Here is a 22,863-nt window from a genome sequence, read left to right on the forward strand (position 1 = left end):
AACCGCGCCCGCCGCTTGCCCGTCCGCTACGAACGGCGTGCCGACATCTATGAGGCCTTCACATTCCTCCAGGCCAGCATCATCACCCTCCACCAGATCGAGCGGTTCTGTTAGGCGCTCTAAGACCCCGAACTTCAGGCCGGGGATATCGGCACACGTTCGGTAAGCGGCGTCATGTCCACGCGAACGGCCTATGCGCTCGTAGCGCGCCTGCCCGCACACCCAGCGCATCCCGGTCCTATACCACGTCGGCCTTGCCGCGTCGGTGATCATGGTCGGCGATGACGCGGCTCAGGAGGTCCGCCAGGCAGCGGCGTTCCGACGGGGTGAGAGCGGCCACGGTGAGGGCGTGCGCCGAGCGCGCCGCCGGCTCCATGGCGCCATGAAGCGCCTCGCCCTCCGTCGTCAAGCGGCAGATCTGGGCGCGACGATCCGTCGGTGATGTCGCGCGGGTGATCAGCCCGCGGGCAGCCAGCCGCTTGAGGATCCCGGTGGTCGTCGTCCGGTCGAGAGCGGCCGCGTTCGCCAGCGTTGTCTGGTCGGCTTCCCCAAGGTCGCGCAGCAGCGAGAGCAGGCTGTATTGCAGCGGCGTGATGCGGAAGGCGGCACAGCGCTCCGAAAACAGACTGACGTGGATCTGGTGCATCCGGCGCGCGAGGAAGCCGGGGCGCTCGGACAGCGGCCAGAACGGCGTCCCGGCACCCTGTTCGGATCCGAACGCCTCCTGCGCGGGCTCAGCCCGCGAACCCTCATCCATCGATCCCATCCCTCAAGCGTTTTTCGACGACGCGGAGCCCGGTTCGTCGCAGAACACGTGGCAGAGTCAAAGGCCTGAGGCGCCGCTCGGCCGCCAGGGGACCGTGCGGCGCCCGAGACCGTCCCCAGCCTTGGCACGGCACATGCAAAGCCAGATGCGAAGCATGCTTCGTTTTTGGCGGGACCAAGACCGTCCCCAGCCGGCCGCGATCACGAGGTCAAGAGATGGACAACGCCCCCCAGGACCATCGCGACGATCAGGACCTGCGCCACGATCCGCGCCGCTACGACCTGATCCTGCGCGGCGGACGCGTGATCTGCCCCGCCTCCGGCATCGACGGCGTCCGCGACGTGGCGGTGCGCGACGGACGCATCGCCGCGGTCGAGGAGACCATCCTGCCCTCCGCCGCCGCCGAGGTGGTCGACGTCGCGGGCAAGCTGGTGCTGCCGGGCATGATCGACACCCACGCCCACGTCTATCAGTACGTCACCGGCCGCTTCGGCCTGAATCCCGACATGGTCGGCGTGCGCTCGGGCGTCACCACGGTGATCGACCAGGGCGGGCCGAGCTGCATGACCCTGCCGGGCTTCCGCCACTTCATCGCCGAGCGGGCCGAGACGCGGGTGCTCGCCTTCCTGTCGGCCTATCTCGTCGGCGGCCTGGAGGGCCACTTCTACCCGAACCTCTACAGCCCGGACGGCGTCGACATCGAGGCGACCGTGAAGTCGGCGGTCGAGAACCGCGACCTCGTGCGCGGCATCAAGGGCCATGCCGAGATCGGCGGCTTCGCCCGCTGGGGCATCAAGGTCATGGAGATGGCGGCCGAGATCAGCCGGCGGGCGGACCTGCCGCTCTACGTGCATTTCGGCCAGCTCTGGGGCCTGCCGGAATCCGGGGCCAACGGCGAGGACGCCAACACCATCGTGGAGCGGGTGATCCCGCTGCTGCGTCCCGGCGACGTGCTGGCCCATCCCTTCACCCGGCATCCCGGCGGCTTCATCAACGAGGCGGGCGAAGTCCACCACATCATCCGGCGCGCGATGGAGGCGGGGCTCAAGGTCGATGTCGGCCATGGCAGCCACTTCTCCTACCGCGTCGCCCGCGCCTCGCTGCCGGCCGGCGTGATTCCCTACACGCTCGGCGCCGACATGCACGGCTACAACACCGAGGTGCCGGAGGCGCCGCGGCCCGCCGGCACCCCGGACGAGCACCACGACGACGAGAACCACCCCTTCCTCGGCCAGGCCCGCTTCAGCCTCACCCAGGCGATGAGCTCGATGATGGCGCTGGGGCTGTCGCTGGAGGAGGTGGTGCCGATGGTGACCTCCCACCCGGCCGAGATGCTGCGCATGAGCGACAGCCTCGGCGCCCTCGCGGTCGGCCGCGCGGCCGACGTCTCGGTGCTGCACGACGACCGGGGCCGCTTCCTCCTGCGCGACAACGAGGACACCAAGGTGGTGGCCGAGCGGCTGCTGCGACCGGCCTTCTGCCTGCGCGGGGGCACGCGCTTCGACGCCGACTCGCCGATCCTGCCCCGGGCGATCGCGGCCTGAGGCGACGATGCCCGCTTTCCTCCTCGACGACCCGACGCCCCCGGACCCGCGCCGCCGCTGGGCGGAGCTGGACCCGGCGGCCAGGGGAGCCTGCTACGACAACAACGCGGGCGTCCCCGACAGCGCCGCGCAGGTCGCCGCGCGCAACGCCGCCTCCGCCGCCTACCGGGCGGCGCGGGCGGGCCGTCTCGACATCCCGTATGCGGAGCCTGAGCGGGCCGCCTTCGACCTCTACCCGGCGGGTGCCTCCGCGCCCTGCCTCGTCTTCGTCCACGGCGGCTACTGGCAGCGCAACGCGCGTGCCGACTTCGCCTGCTTCGCCGAAGGCCTGAACGCCGCCGGCTGGTCGGTGGCGATGCCGGGCTACAGCCTCGCGCCGGAGGCGAGCCTCGCCGCCATCGCCGCCGAGATCGGCGCGAGCCTCGACTGGCTGGCCGCGCACGGGGCCGGGCACGGGATCGGCGGCCCGCTCGTGCTGTCCGGCTGGTCGGCGGGCGCGCAGCTCGCCGCCCTCCATCTCGGCCATCCGGCGGTCGCCGCGGGTCTCGCGATCTCCGGCGTCTACGACCTGGCGCCGATCCGCGACACCTATCTGAACGACAAGCTTCAGCTCATCGAGGCGGAAATCGCGACCCTCTCGCCCTTGCGGGTTCCGGTCGTGGAGAAGCCGCTCGCGATCGCCTACGGCACCCGCGAGCTGCCGGCCCTCGTCCACGACGCACGCAACCTCCACGCCCTGCGCGCCGCCGCCCACGCACCCGGCGCGCTGCTGCCGGTGCCGGGCGCCGACCACTTCTCGATCCTGAACGAATTCCGCCGGCCGGACGGCCTGCTGGTGCGTGCCGCGCAAGACCTGCTCGGGCAAGGCTTGCGCGGGCAAGACCTGCTCGGAGGTCTCCGATGAGCGCCGAGGGGGTCGGGGCGCCGCTGCCCCGCAAGGAGGACGACCGCCTGATGCGCGGGCGCGGCCAGTATGTCGGCGACATCCGCCTGCCCGGGATGCAGGACGTGGCCTTCGTGCGCAGCCCCCTGGCCCATGCCCGTATCCGGGCGATCCACGTGCCCGAGGCCTGTCGCGACCGGGTCTTCACCGCCGCCGACCTCGACGGCGTCCTGCCGATCCGCGCCGTCTCGGGGCTGCCGGGCTTCAAGGCGTCCGAGCAGCCGGTGCTGGCCACGGGCAAGGTCCGGCAGGTCGGCGAGCTGGTGGCGATGTGCGTGGCGCCCACCCGCGCCGAGGCCGAGGACATCGCGGCCTCCATCGTGCTCGACCTGGAGGAACTGCCGGCGATCCACGACATGCTGGCGGCGCGCGAGCCCGGCGCCGCCCTCGTCCACGAGCACTGGGGCGACAACGTCTTCCTGGAGACGCTGGTCGACGTCGATATCGGATCCGCCTTCGACGCGCCGATCACGGTCAGCCGCACCATCTCCACCGGCCGCCAATGCATGGCGCCGATCGAGGGCCGCGGCACCGTCGTCCAGCTCGACCACCGCCTCGACCAGCTCGTCGTCCACACCGCGAGCCAGATGCCGCACATCGTGCGCAACGGCCTGTCGGAATGTCTCGGGATCGAGCAGGGCCGCATCCGCATCGTCTCGCCGGATGTCGGCGGCGGCTTCGGCTACAAGGCGATCCTGCTCGCCGAGGATGTCGCGCTGTGCTGGCTCGCCCTGCGGTGCGGCCACCCGGTGCGCTGGCTCGAGGACCGGCGCGAGCACCTCACCGCCAACGCCAATTGCCGCGAGCACCATTACCGCATCACGGCTTACGCGGAGCGCGACGGCACCCTGCGCGGTATCGACTGCGAGGCGACCGTCGATTCCGGGGCCTATTCGGCCTACCCGTTCTCGGCCTGCCTGGAGGCCGCCCAGGTCGCCAGCATCCTGCCCGGGCCCTACGACTTCCCGAGCTACCGCTGCCGCACCTGGTCGGTCGCGACCAACAAATGCCCGATCCTGCCCTATCGGGGGGTGGCCCGCACCGGCGTCTGCTTCGCCCTCGAACTCGTGCTCGACGCGGTCGCCCGGGAGGCGGGGATCCCGCCGGAGGTCGTGCGCGAGAAGAACCTCGTGCGGCCCGGGCAGATGCCGTTCGAGAACATCACCAACAAGCATTTCGACAGCGGCGACTACCCGGAGGCCCTCGCCCGCGCGCTCGCGGCGATCGACGTCGAGTCGGTGCGGGCCCGCCAGGGCGGAGCGGAGCCGGACGGGCGCCGGATCGGCCTCGGCCTCGCGATCTACTGCGAGCAGGCGGCGCACGGCACCTCGGTCTATTCCGGCTGGGGCATCCCGATGGTGCCGGGCCACGAGCAGGCCTCGGCCCGGCTGACCCCGGATGGCGGGCTCGAACTCCGCATCGGCGCCCATTCCCACGGCCAGGGCCTGGAGACGACGCTGGCCCAGGTCGCCCACGAGATCCTGGGCGTGCCGGTGGCGCGCACCCGTCTCGTCCACGGCGACACCGCGATGACCCCCTACTCCACCGGTTCCTGGGGCTCGCGGGTAATGGTGATGGCGGGCGGTGCGGTCGCCGCGGCCTGCGAGGCGCTGCGCGACCGCGCCGTGCGGATCGGCGCCCACCTGCTCCAGGCCGCGCCCGAGGCGTGCCGCTTCGACGGCGGCCACGTGGTCGGGCCGAACGGCGACGTCTCGCTCGAGGCCATCGCCCGCACCTGGTACCGGCGCCCGCAGGATCTCGCTCCCGACACCGATCCGGGCGGGCTCGAGGTCACCGCCGGCTACAAGCCGCAGCGCGATTCCGGCACCTTCTCGTACGCGGCGCACGCGGCCGTCGTCGCGGTCGATCCCGATCTCGGGGCGGTCGAGATCCTCGACTACGTCATCGTCGAGGATGGCGGCACGCTGGTGAACCCGCTCGTCGTCGATGGCCAGATCCAGGGCGGCCTCGCCCAGGGGATCGGCACCGCGCTCTTCGAGGAGATGCGCTTCGACGGCCGCGGCCAGCCGCTCGCCTCGACCTTCGCCGACTACCTGCTGCCGGGGCCCGCCGAGGTGCCGATGGCGCGCATCGACCACATGGAGACGCCCTCGCCCTACACGCGCTTCGGCCAGAAGGGCATCGGCGAGGGCGGGGCCATCGCGCCGCCGGCCGCGCTCGCCAACGCGGTCAACGACGCCCTGAGGCCGCTCGGCGTCGAGATGCTGCACTCTCCCGTCACCCCCCACCGGATCGTGGCGGCGGTGCTCGCCGCCCGGTCGGCCGCGACCCGCGCGAGGGACGCCGCATGAAGCCCGCCCCCTTCGCCTGGGAGCGCCCGGCGAGCCTGCCCGCGCTGCTCGATGGCCTCGATCGGGCCACCGGTTCCGTGAAGCTGATCGCGGGCGGCCAGTCGCTCGGGCCGATGCTGAACTTGCGCCTCGTCGAGCCGGACCTCGTCCTCGACATCACCGGCATTCCCGAATTCCGGCAGGCCCGGATGGAGGGCGGCACCCTCGTGCTCGGCGCCTGCGTGACCCATGCCGACATCGAGGACGGGCGGGTGCCCGACAATACCGGCGGCGCCCTGCGGCGGGTGGCGTCGGCCATCGCCTACCGTCCGGTCCGCAATCGCGGCACGATCGGCGGCAGCCTCGTCCACGCCGATCCGGCCGCGGACTGGGTGAGCGCGCTGACCGCCCTCGGCGCCTCGGTCGAGATCGCGGGGCGCAGCGGGCGCCGCACCCTGCCGGTCGAGGCCTTCGTCACCGGGGCCCTCGACGTCGCGCTGCGGCCCGGCGAGGTTCTCGTCGCAATCCGCATCCCTGCCCGGCCCGAGGGCGCGGCCTGGGGCTACGTCAAGCACTGCGCCAAGATCGGCGAGTTCGCCCACGCCATCGGGGCGGTGCTGATCGAGCCGGATTCCGGCCGCGGGCGCGCGGTGATCGGCGCCGTCGAGGGTGCGCCTCTCCTCCTCACCGAGGCGAGCCCGCTCTTCGGCGGCCGCATCGGCGCCGACTTCGCCGCACGGTTCGATCCGGCGGCCGCCGATGCCGCCCTGATCGCCGCCGGCATGGCCGACCGGGTCGCGCGCCACGTCCACGTCACCGTGCTGGCCCGCGCGGTCGCGCAGGCAGCCGGGCACACCCCGACCACGCTTCCGGAGGCCGCATGAGCGCCGCGCCGGCGGATATTCCAGGCCCCGTGCCGGGCCGGATGGCCCTCGCCCTGACGGTGAACGGCCGCCCGGTGCGGGTGGAGGCCGAGCCGCGCAGCCATCTCGGCGACGTCCTGCGGGACGGGCTCGACCTCACCGGCACGCATCTCGGCTGCGAGCACGGCGTCTGCGGCGCCTGCACGGTGCTCCTCGACGGCGAGCCGGCCCGTGCCTGCCTGACCTTCGCGGGCGCCTGCCCGGGCGCCGCGATCACCACGGTCGAGGGTCTGGACGGCGACCCGGTCGCGGCCGAGCTGCGCGCGGCCTTCAACCGCGAACACGCACTTCAATGCGGCTACTGCACGCCCGGCATGCTGATCGCCGCGCGCGACCTCGTGCTGCGGCAGCCCGAGGCGGACGAGCGGCGCATCCGCGTCGGCCTCTCGGGCAATCTCTGCCGCTGCACCGGCTATGCGGGCATCGTACGGGCGGTGATGGGCGTGATCGCGGCGCGGCGCGCCCGCGGCATCCTGCCCGAGACCGGCACGGAGCGGGCCCTCGGGCCCGTGGGCGCGCGGCTCGGCGAGGCTGCCGTCGCGGTCTCGCCGCCGGCCCCGGCGCTGCGGCCGGGGCCGGCGGCGGCGACCGTCACCGCCCAGGCCGTGGACCTCGCCGGGCCCTTCGCGCCGGCCCACCGCTTCACGCAGAGCTTCGACCTCGCGCATCCGCCGCAGGCCGTCTTCGCGCTCCTGGGCGACATCGCGGCAGTCGCCGCCTGCCTGCCCGGCGCCGTCCTCACCGGCCGCCCGGACCACGACACGGTCGAGGGCGGGCTTCAGGTCCGGATCGGCCCGATCGGGGCGATCTTCCGGGGCCGCGCCCGCATCGCGCACGACCCGGCGACCCTGAGCGGCGCGGTGCGCGGCGCCGGTACGGACGCGGCCGGACGCTCGGCGACGGAGGGCGAGATCCGCTACCGCGTCGGCCCGGGCGAGACCCCCGCCACCGCCCGGGTGGTGCTCGATGTCGGCTACACCCTGACCGGGCCGCTGGCGCAATTCGGACGCCCCGGCCTCGTGCGCGACCTCGCCGGCCGCATCACGGCGGACTTCGCCCGCAACCTCGACGCCCGGCTCGCGGGCGCCGACGCCCCGGCGCCCGCCGGCCTCAACCTCCTCCGCCTGCTCGCCGCCCTCGTCCGCGCCCGCCTCGCGGCGTGGCGCGGCCGTGCCTGACCTCACGCCATCCCCCCTTGAGCCCCACAGGAGATCCGAGAATGCCCGGCCGGTTCACTCTCACCACCGCGATCCTGCTGGCGCTCGCCGCCGCGACGGGCGCGCGGGCGGACACGGTCCGCATCGGCGTCAACGAGCCGCTGACCGGTGCCTTCGCGGCCTCGGGCACCTACGTGGTGAACGGCGCCAAGATCGCCGCCGACGAGATCAACGCCCGCGGCGGCCTCCTGGGCAAGACGCTCGAACTCGTCATCGAGGACAACAAGAGCAACCCGACCGAGGCCGCCGCGGTCGCCGAGAAGCTGATCACCAGCGACAAGACCCCGGTGATGATGGGGGCCTGGGGCTCCAGCCTGACGCTCGCGGTGATGCCCAAGCTCATGGATTACGAGGTGCCGATGCTGGTCGAGACCTCCTCGTCCGGCAAGATCACCACCTCGGGCAATCCCTACGTCTTCCGCATCTCGCCACCCTCGGCGCTCGAGGCCGAGACCTTCGCGCCGATGGTCTCGAAGCTCGGCATGAAGAAGGTCGACTTCCTGGTGCTCAACAACGATTTCGGTCGCGGCGCCGCGACCGATTTCGGCAAGATGCTGAAGGAGAAGGGCGTCCAGGTCGGTCTCACGGAGACCATGGACCAGGGCGCGCAGGACATGAGCGCCCAGCTCGCCAAGCTCAAGGGGTCCGACAGCGACACGATCATGATCACGAGCGCCGTCGACCAGCTCGTGCTGCTGTTCAAGCAGATGGCGGCGCTCGGTCTCAAGAAGCGGGTGATCACCACCGGCGGCTCGCAGAACCCCGATCAGATCATCGCGCAGGCGGGCTCGGCGGCCGAGGGCACGATGCACCTCACCACCTTCCTGCCCTGGCTGCCGGAGAAGACCCCGGACCCGAAGGCGACCGAGACCTTCATCGCCGAGTGGAAGAAGCGCGGCTTCCAGTTCGCGGGCGTCACCGAGAGCTTCCGCGGCTACGACGGCATCCGGGCCATCGCGCACGCCATCGAGAAGGCTGGAAAAGCGGAGCCCGCCGCGATCGCCAAGGCGTTCTGGTCGGTGGACTTCACCGGGCTCAACGGCCCGATCCGCTTCGCCAAGTCCGGCCCCGCCGGCAAGGAGAGCGGCCAGAGCAAGCCCGACGTCTACCTCATCGAGATCAAGGACGGCCGCGTCGTCCTGCCGACGCTCTGATGAGATTCGGCCGGCCTCCGGGCCGGCCCTGCGCCGTAATTGCACGGTCGCCATCGGGAGGGCCGCCCATGGACCAGTTGATCCAGCATCTCGTGAACACGCTGATCCTCGGCGGCACCTACGCGCTCCTCGGGATCGGCCTGACCCTGATCTTCGGGATCATGAACGTCGTGAACTTCACGCACGGCGCCCTCTACACGGTCGGGGCCTACCTCACCTACCTGGCGGTGGCAGCGCTCGGGCTCGATCTCTTCCTGGCCCTGCCGGTCGCGATCCTCGGCGGCCTCCTGCTCGGGGCGCTGATCGAGATCGTGCTGCTCCGACCGCTCAGGGGGCAGGACATCGACACCACCATGCTGGTGATGATCGGCGCCGGCATCGTCCTGCAATCGGGCACGCTCTGGATCTTCGGCGGCGTCGCCAAGGCGGTGCCCTCGCCGTTCCCGGAGGCGCCGCTGCAGATCGGCCCGGCCTCCGTCTCGTGGCTGCGCCTGTTCGTGCTCGGCGCCGCCCTCCTGCTGATCGGGCTCACCTACGCGCTGATCAACCGGACCAAGCTCGGCCTCGCCATGCGCGCCACCTTCCAGGATGCCGACACCGCGGCGCTGATGGGCGTCAACGTGCGGGTGATTTACACCGCGACCTTCGCGATGGGCTCGGCGCTGGCCGCCGCGGCCGGCGCGCTGCTCGGGCCGGTCTACGTCGTCCATCCGCAGATGGGAGGGCCGGCCGAGCTGAAAGCCTTCGCGATCGTCATCCTCGGCGGTCTCGGCAACGTCACGGGGGCGGCGATCGGCGGCTTCATCCTGGCGCTGGCCGAGGAACTCGGCGCCGGCTACATCTCCTCCGGCTACCGGGACGCGATGGGCTTCCTGATCATCATCGCGGTGCTGCTCTACCGGCCGACCGGCCTGTTCGCCAAGGCGGAGCGCGTCGGATGAGCCGGCTCCTCCACGCCTTGCCCCCCCTGGCGCTCCTCGCGGCGCTCGCCGCCCTGCCGCTGGCCCTGGGGTCCAACCCCTACCTGCTCAACGCGCTGATCGTCACCGGCATCCTGACCATCGGCGCGATGAGCCTGAACCTGCTCCTCGGCTATACCGGCCAGCTCAGCCTCGGCCACATCGCCTTCTTCGGCATCGGCGCCTACGTGAGCGCGCTGACGAGCCTGGGCTTCGACGTGGAGCTCGGCTTCGGCCTCCGCGCGGTGCACGAGCCCTGGCCGGCGGCCGTCGGCTTCGTGCTGGCGGTCGTGGCGGCGGGCGCGTGCGGCTACCTGATCGGCCGGCTCTCCTTCCGGGTGCGCGGCGCCTATTTCGTGCTCGTGACGATCTCCTTCGCCGAGGTGGTGCGCCTCGTCGCCCTCAACTGGGTCGAGCTGACCCAGGGGCCGCTCGCGCTCACCAACATCCCGGCGATCACGCTCGGCCTGCCCGGCCTCGGCACCTGGACGCTGCGGACGAAGCTGCAGAACTACTACCTCGTGCTCGCCGTCGGCACGCTCTGCTGGTTCGTCGTCGCCCGCCTCGTCGGCGCGCGCTTCGGCCGGGCGATGCGGGGGCTGAAGGAGAACGAGTCGCTGGCGCTGTCGGTCGGCATCAACGCCACCCGCACGCTCACCGTCGCGGCGGTGGTCTCGGCCGCGATGGCGGGGGCGGCGGGCAGCCTCTATGCCCATTACCTGCGCATCATCGATCCCGAGGTCTTCGCCTTCACCACCACGGTCGGCATGGTCATCATGGTGGTGGCGGGCGGCAAGGGCACGCTGATGGGGCCGGTGGTCGGCGGCCTGATCTTCGGCCTCCTGCCGGTGGCCTTGCGGCCCGTGATGGCGCCGGAGGCCCAGTGGATCGTCTACGGGCTGGTGCTCATCGTGATCCTGTTCGTGATGCCCAGGGGCATCGTGCCGGGGCTCGCCGGCCTCGTCCGCCGCCGGCCCGCCCGGGCCGTGCCCGTCCTCGAAGCCAGCCCGGAGGCGCCGCGATGAGCCCGATCCTCTCGATCGATCATGTCGGCGTGCGCTTCGGCGGCCTCGTCGCCATCGCCGACCTGCATTTCGACGTGCAGGCGGGCGAGATCGTCAGCCTGATCGGCCCGAACGGGGCCGGCAAGACCACCGCCTTCAACGTGATGACGGGCTTCCTCAAGCCCAGCCAGGGCGAGGTCCGCTTCCGCGGCACGAGCCTGAAGGGGCTCCAGCCGCACGACATCACGCGGCTCGGCCTCGCCCGCACCTTCCAGCGCACCAGCGTCTTCCCGGACGACACGGTGTTCGACAACGTGATGATCGGCCTGCACCGGCAGGGCGCTTCCGGGGGAGCACCCGGCATGGCTCGGGCATCGCTGCTCGACACCCTGCTCGGCCGCGCCGGCGCGAGCGAGCAGGCCCTGCGGGCGCGCGCCGCCGCCCTGCTCGACTGGACCGGCCTCGGCGGCCGGGCTCGGGAGAAGGCCGGTTCGCTCGCCTATGGCGAGCAGCGTCTCGTCGGGGTCGCGCTGGCGCTCGCCACCGACCCCGCCATGCTTCTCCTCGACGAGCCGGTCTCGGGCATGAACGCCTCGGAGACGCGGGTCTTCGTGCGCCTGCTCCGTCAGATCCGCGAGCGCGGCATCACGATCCTGCTCGTCGAGCACGACATGCCGATGGTGATGGAGGTCTCCGACCGCATCGTCGTGCTGAACTACGGCCGCCTGATCGCCGAGGGACCGCCGGAGGCGATCCGCAGCGATCCGGCGGTGATCGAGGCCTATCTCGGCCAGGGCAGCGCCGCGCGCCGCGCCGCAGCGGAGGTTCGGGAGGCGGCCTGTGCTTGAGATCCGCGACCTCGTCTGCGGCTACGGCCACGTCACCGCCCTGAAGGGCCTCACGATCGACGTCCGCGCCGGCCAGCTCGTCGCGCTGGTCGGGGCGAACGGGGCCGGCAAGTCCACCACGCTCCGGGCGATCTCCGGCCTCGTCCCGGCGCGCTCCGGCACGATCCGGTTCGAGGGCCGCGACATCGCCGGCGCGGAGCCCCGCCGCATCCTGGCCGCGGGCATCGCCCATTGCCCGGAGGGGCGGCGCGTCTTCCCGCAGATGAGCGTGGCGGAGAACCTCGCCATGGGGGCGTATCTGCGCCGCGACCGCGCGGGCGTCGCGGCGGATCTGGCGCGGATCTACGGGGAGTTCCCGCGGCTCGCCGAGCGCCGCGGCCAAGCCGCCGGCACGCTGTCGGGCGGCGAGCAGCAGATGCTGGCGATCGGCCGCGCGCTGATGGCCCGCCCGAAGCTCGTGCTCTTCGACGAGCCCTCCCTCGGCCTCGCCCCCAACATCGTCGAGCGGATGTTCGCGGTGATCCGGGCGATCTGCGACGCCGGCACCACCGTCCTGCTCGTCGAGCAGAACGCCTTCGCGGCCCTCGAACTCTGCAATTACGCCTACCTGCTCGAGACCGGCCGCATCGTGCGCGCCGGAACCGGAGAGACCCTCATCGCCGACCCGCACGTGCGGGACGCCTATCTGGGTGGCTGAGCGGCAACCGGCGCGGATCCGCCTCGGCCCGGCGGATCTCCTGGGCGACCGGACCCTGCTGCCGGTCGTCGCGGGCGGGCAGCACCTGCTCCTCGTGCGGGATGCCGGGCGGATCGTCGCCGCCGAGCGGGCCTGTCCGCACGAGGGCGCCGATCTGTCCCTCGGCCACTGTGCCGGCGGACGGCTTCGCTGCCCGCGCCACCTCGCCTGGTTCGATCTCGAGGATGGGTCGGTCTCGCCGGGCTGGTCCTTCCGCGCCCTCCGCCTGTTTCCCGTCGAACTGGCCTCCGACGGACTTTGGATCAGGCTGACATGAGCTCCCGCTCTCTAGCCGCTCGCGCGGCTCCGAGCGGGGGTTCCGGGCTCGCACTCGCGGCCAGCTCCTGATCGATCGTCCAAAGCACCCGCGCCGACGCCGGATCGCGCGAGATCGTGCGGCCGTCCGGCAGCGTCTGCGACAATGCCCTGGCGGAGACGATCAACGGCCTGTTCAAGGCGGGGGTGATCCACCGACGAGGGCCGTGGCGGTCCTTCGAGGCGGTCGAGAATGCCACCCTGGAATGGGTCGACGGGTCCGATCATCGCCGCACGCTCGCGCCGATCGGCAGCGTCCCGCCGAAGCGCGCTATCATGTTCCCGATCGGCGACCCACGCTCGTCGGGATCCTAGGCCGGCGCGGTCCGGCCGCCCTCCTCGTGGGGGCCCTCACCGAGACCGTCGTCGACGCCCTCGCCGGATGGCAGGACAGCAGGTGAGACCGGCGATCCGCGCCGCGCGGGCCGCCGATGGTGCGAGGCCGACAGGGCGTTGGCGAGATGCAAACGCATCTGGCGGGCGGCCTCCTCCGGAGACCCGGCGCTGACCGCGTCGAGGATCGCGAGATGCTCGCGGCACCACACCTTGATCCGGCCGCGATTGACGTACCCGCTGAACTCGAGGAGCCGGCGAAGCCGGTTCTGGGTCTGGATCGCCTGCAGCAGGAACGGGTTGCCGCTGAAGCCGATCAGCATCTCGTGGAACTGCGTATCGGTTTCGAAGATCTGGGCCGCCGGCACCGTCTCGATCGCCGGATGGTCGACGAGGTAGAGGTGCTGCAGGCGGCTCCGCTCGATCAGCGCCGGATCCGGCGTGAACTGCGGCATGAGCAATCCCGCCGGCTCGACGATCTGACGGAAATCGTAGCTGCCCTCCAGGCCGAGCTTGGTGTCGAGCGTCGGCGGAAAGCACCAGCCGCGACCGGCATTGCGGTGAATCAGCCCGTCGTCGAGCAGGCGCGCGAGGATGCGCGCGAGGGCCGACCGCTCGACGCCGTAGAGCCGGGCGAGATCGGTCTGGGTGAAACTCTCCGGCAGCCTCCGGGCGAGCCGGTCGCGGACGATCCGGCTGTACAGGTCCTCGGATGTGGAGGGGGCCTGGACGTCGAGCCCGTGCAGGTCCTCGGGGGGCGTGCGGAGGAAGAAGCCGTGATTGCGTCGCGCCTCCACGACGCCCTGCTCCGCGAGAAGCTGCAGGGCGGCGCGCACCGGCGTGCGCGACACGCGCAGCACGTCGCCGAGCGCCTGCTCGCGCAGATGGTGCCCCGGCTGGAAGCGCGCATCCCGGACGAGATCGAGGATCCGGTTGGCGAGCAGCGACCGCCTCTGGCTCGCCGCGCGGGGCATCGTACCCACAGCCTCTCCCATCATGCATCGTTGCTCGTCAGAGATACAATGATGGGAGGCCGTCGAACAAGGCGCTGGCGACGTGCAGCGGCCGGACGAGGCTCGGAGCCGCGCCACGGACCGATCCATCGGGTTCGATGGCTCGAGGGGCCGTGCACTGCCCGATCGTCTTGCAGTCGAGTCGTGCCCTAGGATCCTGATAGATCAGGGGTTTCTTATGGAACTCGGCGACGGCGCCGTAGGAGAAGGCCGACGAAGGCGCATATTTGGTCGCTGATGCCGGCTTTTTGCCCAGGCCGGCGGAGGGGTGTGTTGTTGACAGGCATCGAGGAAAGAATTGTACTGATGGTGCTCCCTAGAGCAATCCAATATCCGAAGGATCCGGCATGCTTCGCTCGATCGCCGCCGCTGGCCTGGGCCTCTGTCTCGCGCTGCCGGCGTCCGCCGCCGAATTGCCGAAGGCCGGTCTCGTCGAGGCTGGGACGCTGACCTACGGCGTGGCAGCAACCTTTGCGCCGTTCGAGTTTCAGCGGGACGGCAAGCTCACCGGCTTCGACATCGACTTCATCGATGCCATCGCCCGGAAGCTGAGCGCCAAGACCGCCCCGATGAACATGGAGTTCAAGGGCCTGATCCCGGCACTCCAGGGGGGGCGGCTCGATATCATCAACTCCGCCATGTACATGAACCCGCAGCGGGCCGAGCAGGTCGACTTCGTTCCGTACATGAAGATCGGCAACGTGGTGGTCGTGCAGGCCGGCAATCCGGCCAAGATCACCGGTCGCGACGAGTCCTTGTGCGGCAAGACCGTGGCCGTGACCCTCGGCGGCATCCAGGAAAGCCAGGCCAGGGCCGACGACAAGGCGTGCCGTGACAAGAAGCTGAGCCCGGTTCAGGTGAAGACCTACCCGACGGCGCAGGATTCGTGGCTCACCCTGCGCCAGGGCCGGGCCGATGCGATCTTCGATTCGACGCCCGGCGCCGCGAAGGTGCTCGAGGAAGTGCCCAACACCTTCCAGGTGGTCGGATCCGAATTCGAGGCCAACACCTCGATCGGGATCGCGACCCGCAAGGGCGATGCGGCGCTCCAGGCCGCCCTGAAGGCCGCCATCGCGGAGGTCGTCGCGGACGGGACCTACGCGACGCTGCTGACCAAGTGGAAGCTGCCCGCATCCGTGACGCTCTTCTGAGCGCGTCCGCGATCCGCCGTCCCGGCCAGCGCGCCGGTGCAGCCGCCATCGCCTCGAACGAGAACGGACCTGCGCCCCCATGTCGTTTCAGCTCGTCCTGGACTACCTCGTCTCGCCCGCCTTCTTCCACGGTGCCCTGATCACGCTGCTGCTGACCGTCACGGCGCTGGTGTTCGGCATCGTCGCGGGGCTGGTGATCGCGCTGCTCCAGGAAGCCAGGTTCGCGCCGCTGCGCGGGCTCGCCCTCGTCTACGTCTGGCTGTTTCGCGGCACGCCGGTCCTGTTCCAGATCATCTTCATCTACAACGTCCTGCCGGGCTTCGGCATCCGCCTGTCGGCCTTCCTGTCGGCGGTGATCGCGCTCTCGCTGAACGAGGGCGCCTACATGGCCGAGATCCTCAGGTCCGGCCTCCGGGCGGTCACCCGGGGGCAGCGCACGGCCGCCCTCGCCCTCGGGCTGACGCGCGGCGGCGTGATGCGCCACATCGTGCTGCCGCAGGCGATGCGGATCGTGCTGCCGCCCATCGGCAACCAGATGATCGGCATGCTGAAGACCAGCGCCCTCGTGTCGGTCGTGGCCGTCGAGGAACTCCTCCTCGTCGCCAACCAGACGGCGAGCGCCAATTTCCGCTACTTCGAAGCGCTGAGCGCGGCCGGCATCTACTACCTCGCCCTGTCGACGATCTTCATGGCCGGGCAGGCCTGGCTGGAACGGACGCTCGATCCCAAGCGCAGCCGCGCCCGCAAGCAGCGCCGCACGGGGCTGAAGGCGCTGATCCCCACCGTCGACATACGCTAGCGCGATGTCCGACCGGCACAGCCTCGCAAGGCCCAGGGGCGCCGGCATTCCCGTCGTCTCGTCAAGGAACAGGCCCGCTTTGTCGGACAGCCGCAGCGGCCGGAGACACCCATCATGACGCGAGACAAGCCCCTCATCGAGGCCGTCGGCGTGGAGAAGCGCTTCGGCGGCTACACGGCCTTGAAGGGATGCTCGATGGCCGTCGCGCCCGGCGAGACGGTCGTGCTGATCGGGCCGTCCGGCTCGGGCAAGTCGACCTTCCTGCGCTGCATCAACCTGCTGGAGCCGCCGGATTCAGGCTCCATCCTGTTCAAGGGCAAGGAGGTCGGGCGCGATTTCGCGTCGGCCGTCAGGCTGCGCCGCGAGATCGGCATGGTGTTTCAGAACTTCGAGCTGTTCCAGCACCTCGATGCGGCCGAGAACATCATGCTGGCGCCGATGAAGGTGCTCGGGCTCTCGCGCCACGACGCGCATGACATCGCCCTCGGCCTCCTCGCCAAGGTCCGCATCCGCGACAAGGCGGACAGCTATCCCGACGAGTTGTCCGGCGGCCAGCAGCAGCGCGTCGCGATCGCCCGGGCGCTGGCGATGAAGCCGGCCGTCATGCTCTACGACGAGCCGACCTCGGCGCTCGACCCGGAGATGATCCGCGAGGTCCTCGACGTGATGGCCGACCTCTCGGCCGAGGGCATGACCAGCGTCGTCGTCACCCACGAGATGGGCTTCGCCAAACGCGCCGCGGACCGCATCGTGTTCATGGAGGCCGGCGAGATCGTCGAGACCAGGGCGAGCGCGGACTTCTTCGGTGGCGCCGTCGGCGCCCGGGCCCGCCAGTTCCTCGACCAGATCCTGCACTGAGACCGCAGCGTTTGGCTGCCGACATCCGCGTCACTCGTTGCGAGCCATGCCGAGCCGATGACAGACATCTTCGCCGCCCCCGATACGCGCCGGCTGAAACGGGACCTCGCCGACCTCGTGGCGATCCGGACGGAGAACCCGCCCGGCCGCGAGGTCGAGGCGGCGGCCTTCGTGGCGTCGCGCCTGCGCGAGGCGGGGCTCGACGTCGCCCTGGACGCGTACAAGCCGGGACGCGTCAACGTCGAGGCGCGGCTGGTCAACGGGCCGGGTCCGGTCTTCGCCTTCAACACCCATCTGGACACGGTCCCGGCGGGCGAGGGCTGGAGCTCCGATCCGTTCGTGCTGCGCGAGGCGGATGGGCGCCTCTACGGGCGCGGCGCCTGCGACTGCAAGGGGCCTCTCGCCGCGATGCTGGAGGCTGTGCGCCTGCTGGCTGCGGCCCGCTCCGCCTGGTCGGGCACGCTCCTGGCGGTCTTCGTCGCCGACGAGGAGATCGCCAGCGAAGGCGCGAAGCACTATGCGGCCAAGCGGCCGCGGATCGATTTCGCGGTCGTGGGCGAGCCGACCTCGAACACGGTCTACAGCGCCCACAAGGGCAGCCTCCGGCCGGTGATCCGGGTGCACGGAATTCCGGCCCATTCCGGCACGCCGCATCTCGGCGAAAACGCCGTGCTCCGCGCCGGCCAGCTGCTCGGCCTGGTCGCGGAGGAGCACGAGGCCCGGGTGCGCCGCCGCATGCATCCGCTCGTCGGCGAGGCGAGCCTGACGGTCACGCGGATCCAGGGCGGGCACGCCGACAACGTGCTGCCGGGCGCCTGCGACCTGCTGCTCGACAGGCGCACGGTGCCGGGCGAGGACGAGGCGGCCGTCAAGGCGGAGATCGCCGCGCTCCTGGACCGCGCCCGGACGCGATTCGGATTGCGCGCCGAGATCCTGGACTGGAAGGCCACCACCGGCGGGGCCACCGAGACGGCGGCGGACCGCCCGGTGGTTCAGGCGAGCCTCGCGGCGGCCCGCCGGCACGGCATCGGCGATGCCGGCCCGTTCGGCTTCCAGGGCGCCTGCGACCTCGTTCATTTCCGCGCGGCGGGAGCGGAGGGCGTCGTGATCGGCCCCGGCTCGCTCTCCGTCGCCCACAAGGCCGACGAATACGTGCCCGCGGACGAACTCGTCACGGCGAGCCTCGTCTACCGCGACGTCGCGGCAGCCCTTCTCGCCCGCGCCTGAGGACGACGGATGCGCCTGTTCCTCCACCGCGCGATGCTGCACTACGCGGGCCTCACCCTGCACACGGCGTCGTCGGGGCCGGTGGCCGGGCTCGACACGCTCCACCTCGCCCTGCGCGACCGCGACGGCATCGACGCGGCCGGCGAGGTCCGCATCAACGTCGCCTACCTCAACGGGCTCGAGCCGGCCGCCATCCTGGCGGAGGCGAAGGCGGTCCTGCCGAGGCTCGACCTGACGGGCGAGCCGGCCGTCATCCTGGCGGACCCGCCCGCTCCGCTCGCCGGGGCGAGCGCGCCGCTGCGCATGCTGGTCGATCTCGCCCTGCACGACCTCGCGGCGAAGCGCGCCGGGCTGCCGCTCTGCACCCATCTCGCCGGACCGGGCGCTCCGGTCGAGGCTGCCGTCCACCCGACGAACCAGACCCTGTTCGTCTCCGACGACGCCACCTTCCTGCGCCAGGCCGAGGCCTACGTGGCCCGGGGCTTCCGCGACCTCAAGGTGCGGATCGGGGCCGCCGATTTCACGCAGGATCTCGCCCGGCTGGCGCTGCTGCGCCGGACCTTCGGGACGCAGGTCAAGCTCGCGGCGGATGCCAACGGCGCCTGGACGCTCGACGCGGCGCCCGCGCGGCTCGACGCCCTGGCCCGGCTGGACCTCACCTATGTCGAGCAGCCGGTCGCGCCAATGGGCTTCGAGGCGCTGGCCCGGCTCGCCGAGACGAGCCCTATCCCGGTCATGCTCGACGAGAGCGTGGCGACCGAGGCCGACATCGCCCGTCTCGCGGCCGGCGGTCACCGGCTGATGGCGCATCTCAAGCTCGTCAAGCTCGGTGGTCTCGCACCCGCCCTGCGGGCCGCCCGCGCGCTCGCGGCCGCGGGCGTTCCCTTCATGGTCGGGCAGATGAACGAAGGCGGCCTGGCGACGGCCGCGGCCCTGCATCTCTGCATTGCCGTGCGGCCCCGCTTCGCGGAGCTCTACGGCGCGGACGGCCTCGTCGACGATCCCGCCCCGGGCCTCGTCTATGCCGAGGGTGTCGTCCGCGCTCCCGAGGGCCCGGGGCTCGGACTCGCTTTCGCCCCGGCCGACAGCAGCCGTGTGATGGAGCTTTGACGCGATGGATGTCAGTGGTGTTGTGCAGGGCTGCGAATCGGCCTTCCCGAAGAGCGAGTATGACGGCCGGGTCGCCAAGGCGCGGGCCCGGCTCGCTGCCGCCGGTCTCGACGTGATGATCGTCACCGGACCTGAGAACATCTTCTATCTCACGGGCCAGCAGACGCCGGGCTATTACACGTTCCAGGCGCTGATCCTGCCGGTCGACGGCGATCCGGTCTTCGTCATACGCCAGCTCGAATATTTCAACTTCATCGCCAACACCTACATTCCCGACGCGGAGGTGTACCAGGACGGCGAGGAGCCGATCGGCTTCCTCACCCGGGTGCTGCGCGACCGCGGCCTTGCGGGCCAGCGCCTCGCCATCGACAAGCGCGGCTGGTTCCTGCCGATCGCGATCTACGAGGCGTTGCAGGACCAGCTCGGCGCCATCGGCGACGCTGCCGGCATCGTCGAGGCCCTGCGCGCCGTGAAGTCGCCGCTGGAGATCGAGAAGCTCGAGCGCGCCGCGGCCTATGTCGATGCCGGCATGCGGGCGGGGCTCGCGGTCGTGAAGGCCGGCAACACCGAGAACGACCTCGTCGCCGCCATGATGGGGGCGGCCATCGCGGCCGGGTCCGAATATCTCGGCATGGAACCGCTCGTCTCGTCGGGGCCACGCTCCGGCATCCCGCACGGCACCTGGCGCCGTCGGCGCATCGAGCCCGGCGACCCGGCCTTCCTCGAGATGGCGGCGTGTCACGACCGCTACCATGCGGCGCTGATGCGCTCGGCCTGGATCGGCACACCCCCGGCGGACGCCGCCGCGATGATGGATGCCTGCCAGGACGCCCTCGCGGCGGCCCTGGAGACGATCCGCCCCGGCATTCCCTGCGAGGTGCCGCACCTCGCCTGCCAGGCGGTGATCGACAAGGCCGGCTACACGGACGCGTTCCGCAAGCGTCTCGGCTACAGCGTCGGCATCTCGTTCGCGCCGGATTGGGGCGAGGGCGCGATCCTCAGCCTCAACAAGGGCGTGACGACCGAACTCCAGCCCGGCATGGCGTTCCACCTGCCGCCGGCCCTGCGGATCTATGGCCGCTTCACGGTCGGCGTCAGCGAGACGATCGTGGTGACCGAGACCGGCCACCGCGTCCTCGGGACGCTGGACCGGGCCATGGTCAGCGTGAATTGAGGGGCCGGGTGCGGTGACGCTCCATCTCGTCATCGATGCGACGACCCGTCCGGCCGCCTTCGGCCGGGCGGCGGCCCGCGCGGCGCGCCGGCTCGGCGCACACTTCCTGCACGAGGCCGCCGTCTTCGACCTCGCGGCCCATCCGGATGCGGTGCAGTACGTCTACGCGGCCGGAGGCCTCGGTCCGAGCGGACTCTTCTTCGCCGAACGCCTCCTCGACACCCCGATCGAGCCTGCCTGCGACGCGGCCCGGATCCTCGAGGCCGCTACGGCGGGCGAGGTCGTCGTGCCGATCCATCCGGCTTTCGGCCAGGACGCCGCAGCCTTGCGAACGGGCGCCGCCCTCGCCGGCATCCCGCTCGCCGAGATCGTGGCGGACCCGCATCGGGACGAGCCGCAGGCGCTCGCGGATTCCGCCGGGGATCCCTCCGTCACGATCGCGCTCGTCGGCCGGGAGCGCGATCATCGCGACGTCTATCCGGCGGCCATGGTGTCGCTTCTCGACGCCGCCGCGCTCCTGGACCTGCCCCTGCGGATCCTGTTCGTTCCACCCGGGCGGGTGGAGCCATCGGTCCTGGCAGGGGCCGACGGCATCCTGCTGCCCGGCGGCTCGGAGATGGGCAACGTCCCGGGCCAGATCGACGCGGCCCGCTACGCCCTGGCAGAGCGCGTACCGGTGCTCGGCCTCTGCCTCGGCATGCAGACCATGACGACGGCCTTCGCGCAGCAGGCTCTCCGGGACGGCCGGATCAACCTCGCCGAGGCCGATCCCGAGGCGGCGACCTGGAGCTTCGTGCCCATGGCGGCCGAAGGCGCCGGACTGCCGGAGCATCGCACCGGCGACGCGACCCTCACGGTGACTCCCGGCACGCGGTTCGATGGGATGCTTGGTGCGGGCGATGCCCGCATGCGCTGCAATCACCGCTACTGTCTGGCGCCCGGCCTCAGGCGGCCGCTGGAGGCGGCCGGTCTCGTGGCGAGCGCGACGAGCTTCGCGGGGCGGGTCGTCGACGCGGTGGAATGGCCCTCCCACCCCTTCTTCGTCGGTGTCCAGGGCCATCCCGAGCTCGGCGCGCCGGCAGGCAAGCCTCATCCGGTCTTCCCGGCCTTCCTTGCGGCAGCGCGCGGCGACAATGCGCGCAAAGCTGGCCGCCCTCTCGCAAAGTGGTGAGCTGATCGACCGCCCTCGCAACCGGCGGGTCGAGAGGACCGGCCCGGGCCGGGACAGTTGGACCGACGGCCAGGACCGACAAAGAGCGCAGGCATCATGAGCCTTCATCCTGACCGCCACGACGCCGAGGGCATCCTCTCGGGCCTGCTGCGCTGGGTCGAGATCGACACGCCGACCGGGGAGGTCTCGGGCATGTCCCGGCTCCTGGACCGCGTGGCCGAGGACTTCGCTCCGCCCGGAGCCGCCATGACGCGCATCCCCGGCCGCGACGGGCTGGGCGACCACCTGCTGGTCCGCATGCCCTGGGGATCCGGTCCGGGGATCCTCTCCGTGGCGCATCTGGACACCGTCTGCGTCCCCGGCACGGTCCGCACGGGCCGCGACGGCGAGCGCTGCTACGGGCCCGGCCTTGCCGACATGAAGGGCGGCGCCTTCCTGACCCTGGAGGCTGCCCGCCGCATCGCGGCCGAATCACCGTGACGGGCGAGATCGAGAAGCCCTGCCTCGAGCGGTCCGCCGCGACGCTCGGGCTGTTCGAAATCGCCCGGAGGCTGTGCGCGGAGGCGGGGATCGCCCTCTCGGAGACCGGCAGCGGCGGCGGGAGCGACGGCAACTTCACCGCGGCCTATGGGGTCCCGACCCTCGACGGCCTCGGCGTGATCGGCAACACGTGGCATTCGCCCGACGAGCACATCGTCGTGCCTGCCCTCCCACGCCGGGCCGCCCTGATGGAAGCGCTTCTCCGCGAACTCGGCCGCTGACGAGAGGTATGCGGTCCGCGTCCTACGGCGGCGTGTAGCGCCGGGACACCTCGCCGCGTCCGTCGTAGCTCGCCTCGAAGATCGCCGCCGCCAGTGTCGCCCGGACCTTGAGGATCCCGGTCCCGATATTCCTGAAGCCGTGGCGCATGCCGGCCGGGATCACGACGGATTGGTCCGCCGTGACCACGCGGCTCTCGTCGCCGAGCGTGATCTCGGCCTGCCCCTCCATCACCTCCAGCACCTCCTCGACGGCGTGGATGTGGACCGGAGCGCCGAGGCCCGGCGCGCAGAACTGCTCGAAGATGCAGAGCTGGTGGGCGTTCGTGAGTGCGGATACCCGCATGCGGGTGTCGACGCCCTCGCGCCAGGCCTCCACGTCCTGGCGCGCGTGGTCGAGTACGTTCATCGGTGGATCGTCCTTTCTCGCGAGCGGGCAGCCTATGGACCGACGGCCGCCTTGATCTTGGCGAGCCAGGGGCGCGCCATCGGGAAATCCTTGAGCAGCGCCTCGTGCACGACCGGTGCCGTCGCGCGGAAGCTCGCCAGATCCGGCTCGATGATCTGGA

The 22,863-nt window shown here is 71.5% G+C and carries 23 protein-coding genes and 2 pseudogenes; 22 read left to right on the top strand and 3 right to left on the bottom strand.

Annotated elements, in window-relative coordinates:
• A pseudogene (locus FF100_RS34870) lies at positions 1-114 on the top strand (IS5/IS1182 family transposase); the annotation flags it as partial.
• A gap of 124 nt (positions 115-238) precedes the next feature.
• Here the strand turns inward: FF100_RS34870 and FF100_RS34875 are convergent.
• Positions 239-757: a MarR family winged helix-turn-helix transcriptional regulator gene (locus FF100_RS34875; protein WP_425463386.1), complete on the bottom strand. Its 519-nt coding sequence runs from the start codon at positions 755-757 to the stop codon at positions 239-241.
• A 224-nt stretch (positions 758-981) separates the two neighbouring features.
• Between FF100_RS34875 and FF100_RS34880 the strand changes: the two genes are divergently transcribed.
• From FF100_RS34880 to FF100_RS34935, 12 genes and pseudogenes are all read left to right on the top strand, one after another.
• Positions 982-2,310 carry an amidohydrolase/deacetylase family metallohydrolase gene (locus FF100_RS34880; RefSeq protein WP_139040593.1) on the top strand — a complete coding sequence of 443 codons (1,329 nt, stop codon included), beginning with the start codon at positions 982-984 and terminating at the stop codon, positions 2,308-2,310.
• Positions 2,311-2,317: 7 nt separating this feature from the next.
• Positions 2,318-3,214, top strand: coding sequence for an alpha/beta hydrolase (locus FF100_RS34885; protein ID WP_139040594.1), 897 nt, complete (start codon positions 2,318-2,320; stop codon positions 3,212-3,214).
• A complete protein-coding gene (locus tag FF100_RS34890) occupies positions 3,211-5,565 on the top strand; it encodes a xanthine dehydrogenase family protein molybdopterin-binding subunit (RefSeq protein ID WP_139040595.1) in 2,355 nt (784 codons plus the stop codon). Before FF100_RS34885 ends, FF100_RS34890 begins: the two co-directional genes overlap by 4 nt.
• Complete coding sequence (locus FF100_RS34895) at positions 5,562-6,428, top strand: FAD binding domain-containing protein (RefSeq protein WP_139040596.1); 867 nt, start codon at positions 5,562-5,564, stop codon at positions 6,426-6,428. Before FF100_RS34890 ends, FF100_RS34895 begins: the two co-directional genes overlap by 4 nt.
• Positions 6,425-7,645 carry a xanthine dehydrogenase family Fe-S subunit gene (locus FF100_RS34900; RefSeq protein ID WP_139040597.1) on the top strand — a complete coding sequence of 407 codons (1,221 nt, stop codon included), beginning with the start codon at positions 6,425-6,427 and terminating at the stop codon, positions 7,643-7,645. Before FF100_RS34895 ends, FF100_RS34900 begins: the two co-directional genes overlap by 4 nt.
• A gap of 41 nt (positions 7,646-7,686) precedes the next feature.
• Complete coding sequence (locus FF100_RS34905; protein ID WP_139040598.1) at positions 7,687-8,838, top strand: ABC transporter substrate-binding protein; 1,152 nt, start codon at positions 7,687-7,689, stop codon at positions 8,836-8,838.
• Positions 8,839-8,906: 68 nt separating this feature from the next.
• Positions 8,907-9,779, top strand: coding sequence for a branched-chain amino acid ABC transporter permease (locus FF100_RS34910; protein ID WP_139040599.1), 873 nt, complete (start codon positions 8,907-8,909; stop codon positions 9,777-9,779).
• A complete protein-coding gene (locus FF100_RS34915) occupies positions 9,776-10,822 on the top strand; it encodes a branched-chain amino acid ABC transporter permease (protein ID WP_139040600.1) in 1,047 nt (348 codons plus the stop codon). The genes FF100_RS34910 and FF100_RS34915 overlap by 4 nt, the downstream gene beginning before the upstream one ends.
• On the top strand, positions 10,819-11,649 hold the full coding sequence (locus FF100_RS34920) for an ABC transporter ATP-binding protein (protein ID WP_139040601.1): 831 nt from the start codon (positions 10,819-10,821) through the stop codon (positions 11,647-11,649). Before FF100_RS34915 ends, FF100_RS34920 begins: the two co-directional genes overlap by 4 nt.
• Entirely contained in the window at positions 11,642-12,346 is a 705-nt protein-coding gene (locus FF100_RS34925; protein WP_139040602.1) for an ABC transporter ATP-binding protein, read from the top strand. The genes FF100_RS34920 and FF100_RS34925 overlap by 8 nt, the downstream gene beginning before the upstream one ends.
• Entirely contained in the window at positions 12,339-12,662 is a 324-nt protein-coding gene (locus FF100_RS34930; RefSeq protein ID WP_139040603.1) for a Rieske (2Fe-2S) protein, read from the top strand. Before FF100_RS34925 ends, FF100_RS34930 begins: the two co-directional genes overlap by 8 nt.
• Positions 12,663-12,796: 134 nt before the next feature.
• A pseudogene (locus FF100_RS34935) lies at positions 12,797-13,015 on the top strand (hypothetical protein); the annotation flags it as partial.
• On the opposite strand, the gene FF100_RS34940 reads toward FF100_RS34935, so the two are convergent.
• Positions 13,012-14,007 carry a GntR family transcriptional regulator gene (locus FF100_RS34940; protein WP_139040612.1) on the bottom strand — a complete coding sequence of 332 codons (996 nt, stop codon included), beginning with the start codon at positions 14,005-14,007 and terminating at the stop codon, positions 13,012-13,014. The pseudogene FF100_RS34935 and the gene FF100_RS34940 overlap by 4 nt on opposite strands.
• Before the next feature lie 386 nt (positions 14,008-14,393).
• Between FF100_RS34940 and FF100_RS34945 the strand changes: the two genes are divergently transcribed.
• The 9 genes from FF100_RS34945 to FF100_RS37665 all read left to right on the top strand — a co-directional run bounded on the left by FF100_RS34945 (position 14,394) and on the right by FF100_RS37665 (position 22,297).
• A complete protein-coding gene (locus tag FF100_RS34945; protein WP_139040604.1) occupies positions 14,394-15,197 on the top strand; it encodes an ABC transporter substrate-binding protein in 804 nt (267 codons plus the stop codon).
• Between the two features lie 79 nt (positions 15,198-15,276).
• On the top strand, positions 15,277-15,996 hold the full coding sequence (locus FF100_RS34950) for an amino acid ABC transporter permease (RefSeq protein WP_139040605.1): 720 nt from the start codon (positions 15,277-15,279) through the stop codon (positions 15,994-15,996).
• Between the two features lie 114 nt (positions 15,997-16,110).
• The gene (locus tag FF100_RS34955; RefSeq protein WP_139040606.1) at positions 16,111-16,854 is read left to right on the top strand and encodes an amino acid ABC transporter ATP-binding protein; all 744 of its coding nucleotides are present in this window, start codon (positions 16,111-16,113) and stop codon (positions 16,852-16,854) included.
• Between the two features lie 57 nt (positions 16,855-16,911).
• Entirely contained in the window at positions 16,912-18,081 is a 1,170-nt protein-coding gene (locus tag FF100_RS34960; protein WP_171070462.1) for a M20 family metallopeptidase, read from the top strand.
• Between the two features lie 9 nt (positions 18,082-18,090).
• The gene (locus FF100_RS34965; RefSeq protein ID WP_139040607.1) at positions 18,091-19,191 is read left to right on the top strand and encodes a mandelate racemase/muconate lactonizing enzyme family protein; all 1,101 of its coding nucleotides are present in this window, start codon (positions 18,091-18,093) and stop codon (positions 19,189-19,191) included.
• A gap of 4 nt (positions 19,192-19,195) precedes the next feature.
• The gene (locus FF100_RS34970; protein ID WP_139040608.1) at positions 19,196-20,365 is read left to right on the top strand and encodes a M24 family metallopeptidase; all 1,170 of its coding nucleotides are present in this window, start codon (positions 19,196-19,198) and stop codon (positions 20,363-20,365) included.
• A 13-nt stretch (positions 20,366-20,378) separates the two neighbouring features.
• On the top strand, positions 20,379-21,536 hold the full coding sequence (locus tag FF100_RS34975) for a glutamine amidotransferase-related protein (RefSeq protein WP_139040609.1): 1,158 nt from the start codon (positions 20,379-20,381) through the stop codon (positions 21,534-21,536).
• A 96-nt stretch (positions 21,537-21,632) separates the two neighbouring features.
• On the top strand, positions 21,633-22,016 hold the full coding sequence (locus FF100_RS37660) for a M20/M25/M40 family metallo-hydrolase (RefSeq protein ID WP_205825154.1): 384 nt from the start codon (positions 21,633-21,635) through the stop codon (positions 22,014-22,016).
• A complete protein-coding gene (locus tag FF100_RS37665) occupies positions 22,013-22,297 on the top strand; it encodes a M20/M25/M40 family metallo-hydrolase (protein ID WP_205825155.1) in 285 nt (94 codons plus the stop codon). The genes FF100_RS37660 and FF100_RS37665 overlap by 4 nt, the downstream gene beginning before the upstream one ends.
• Positions 22,298-22,319: 22 nt before the next feature.
• On the opposite strand, the gene FF100_RS34985 is transcribed toward FF100_RS37665, so the two are convergent.
• Positions 22,320-22,703, bottom strand: coding sequence for a cupin domain-containing protein (locus tag FF100_RS34985; protein WP_139040610.1), 384 nt, complete (start codon positions 22,701-22,703; stop codon positions 22,320-22,322).
• Positions 22,704-22,863 lie beyond the last annotated feature (160 nt).

It is taken from the genome of Methylobacterium terricola (assembly GCF_006151805.1).
GTDB lineage: Bacteria > Pseudomonadota > Alphaproteobacteria > Rhizobiales > Beijerinckiaceae > Methylobacterium > Methylobacterium terricola.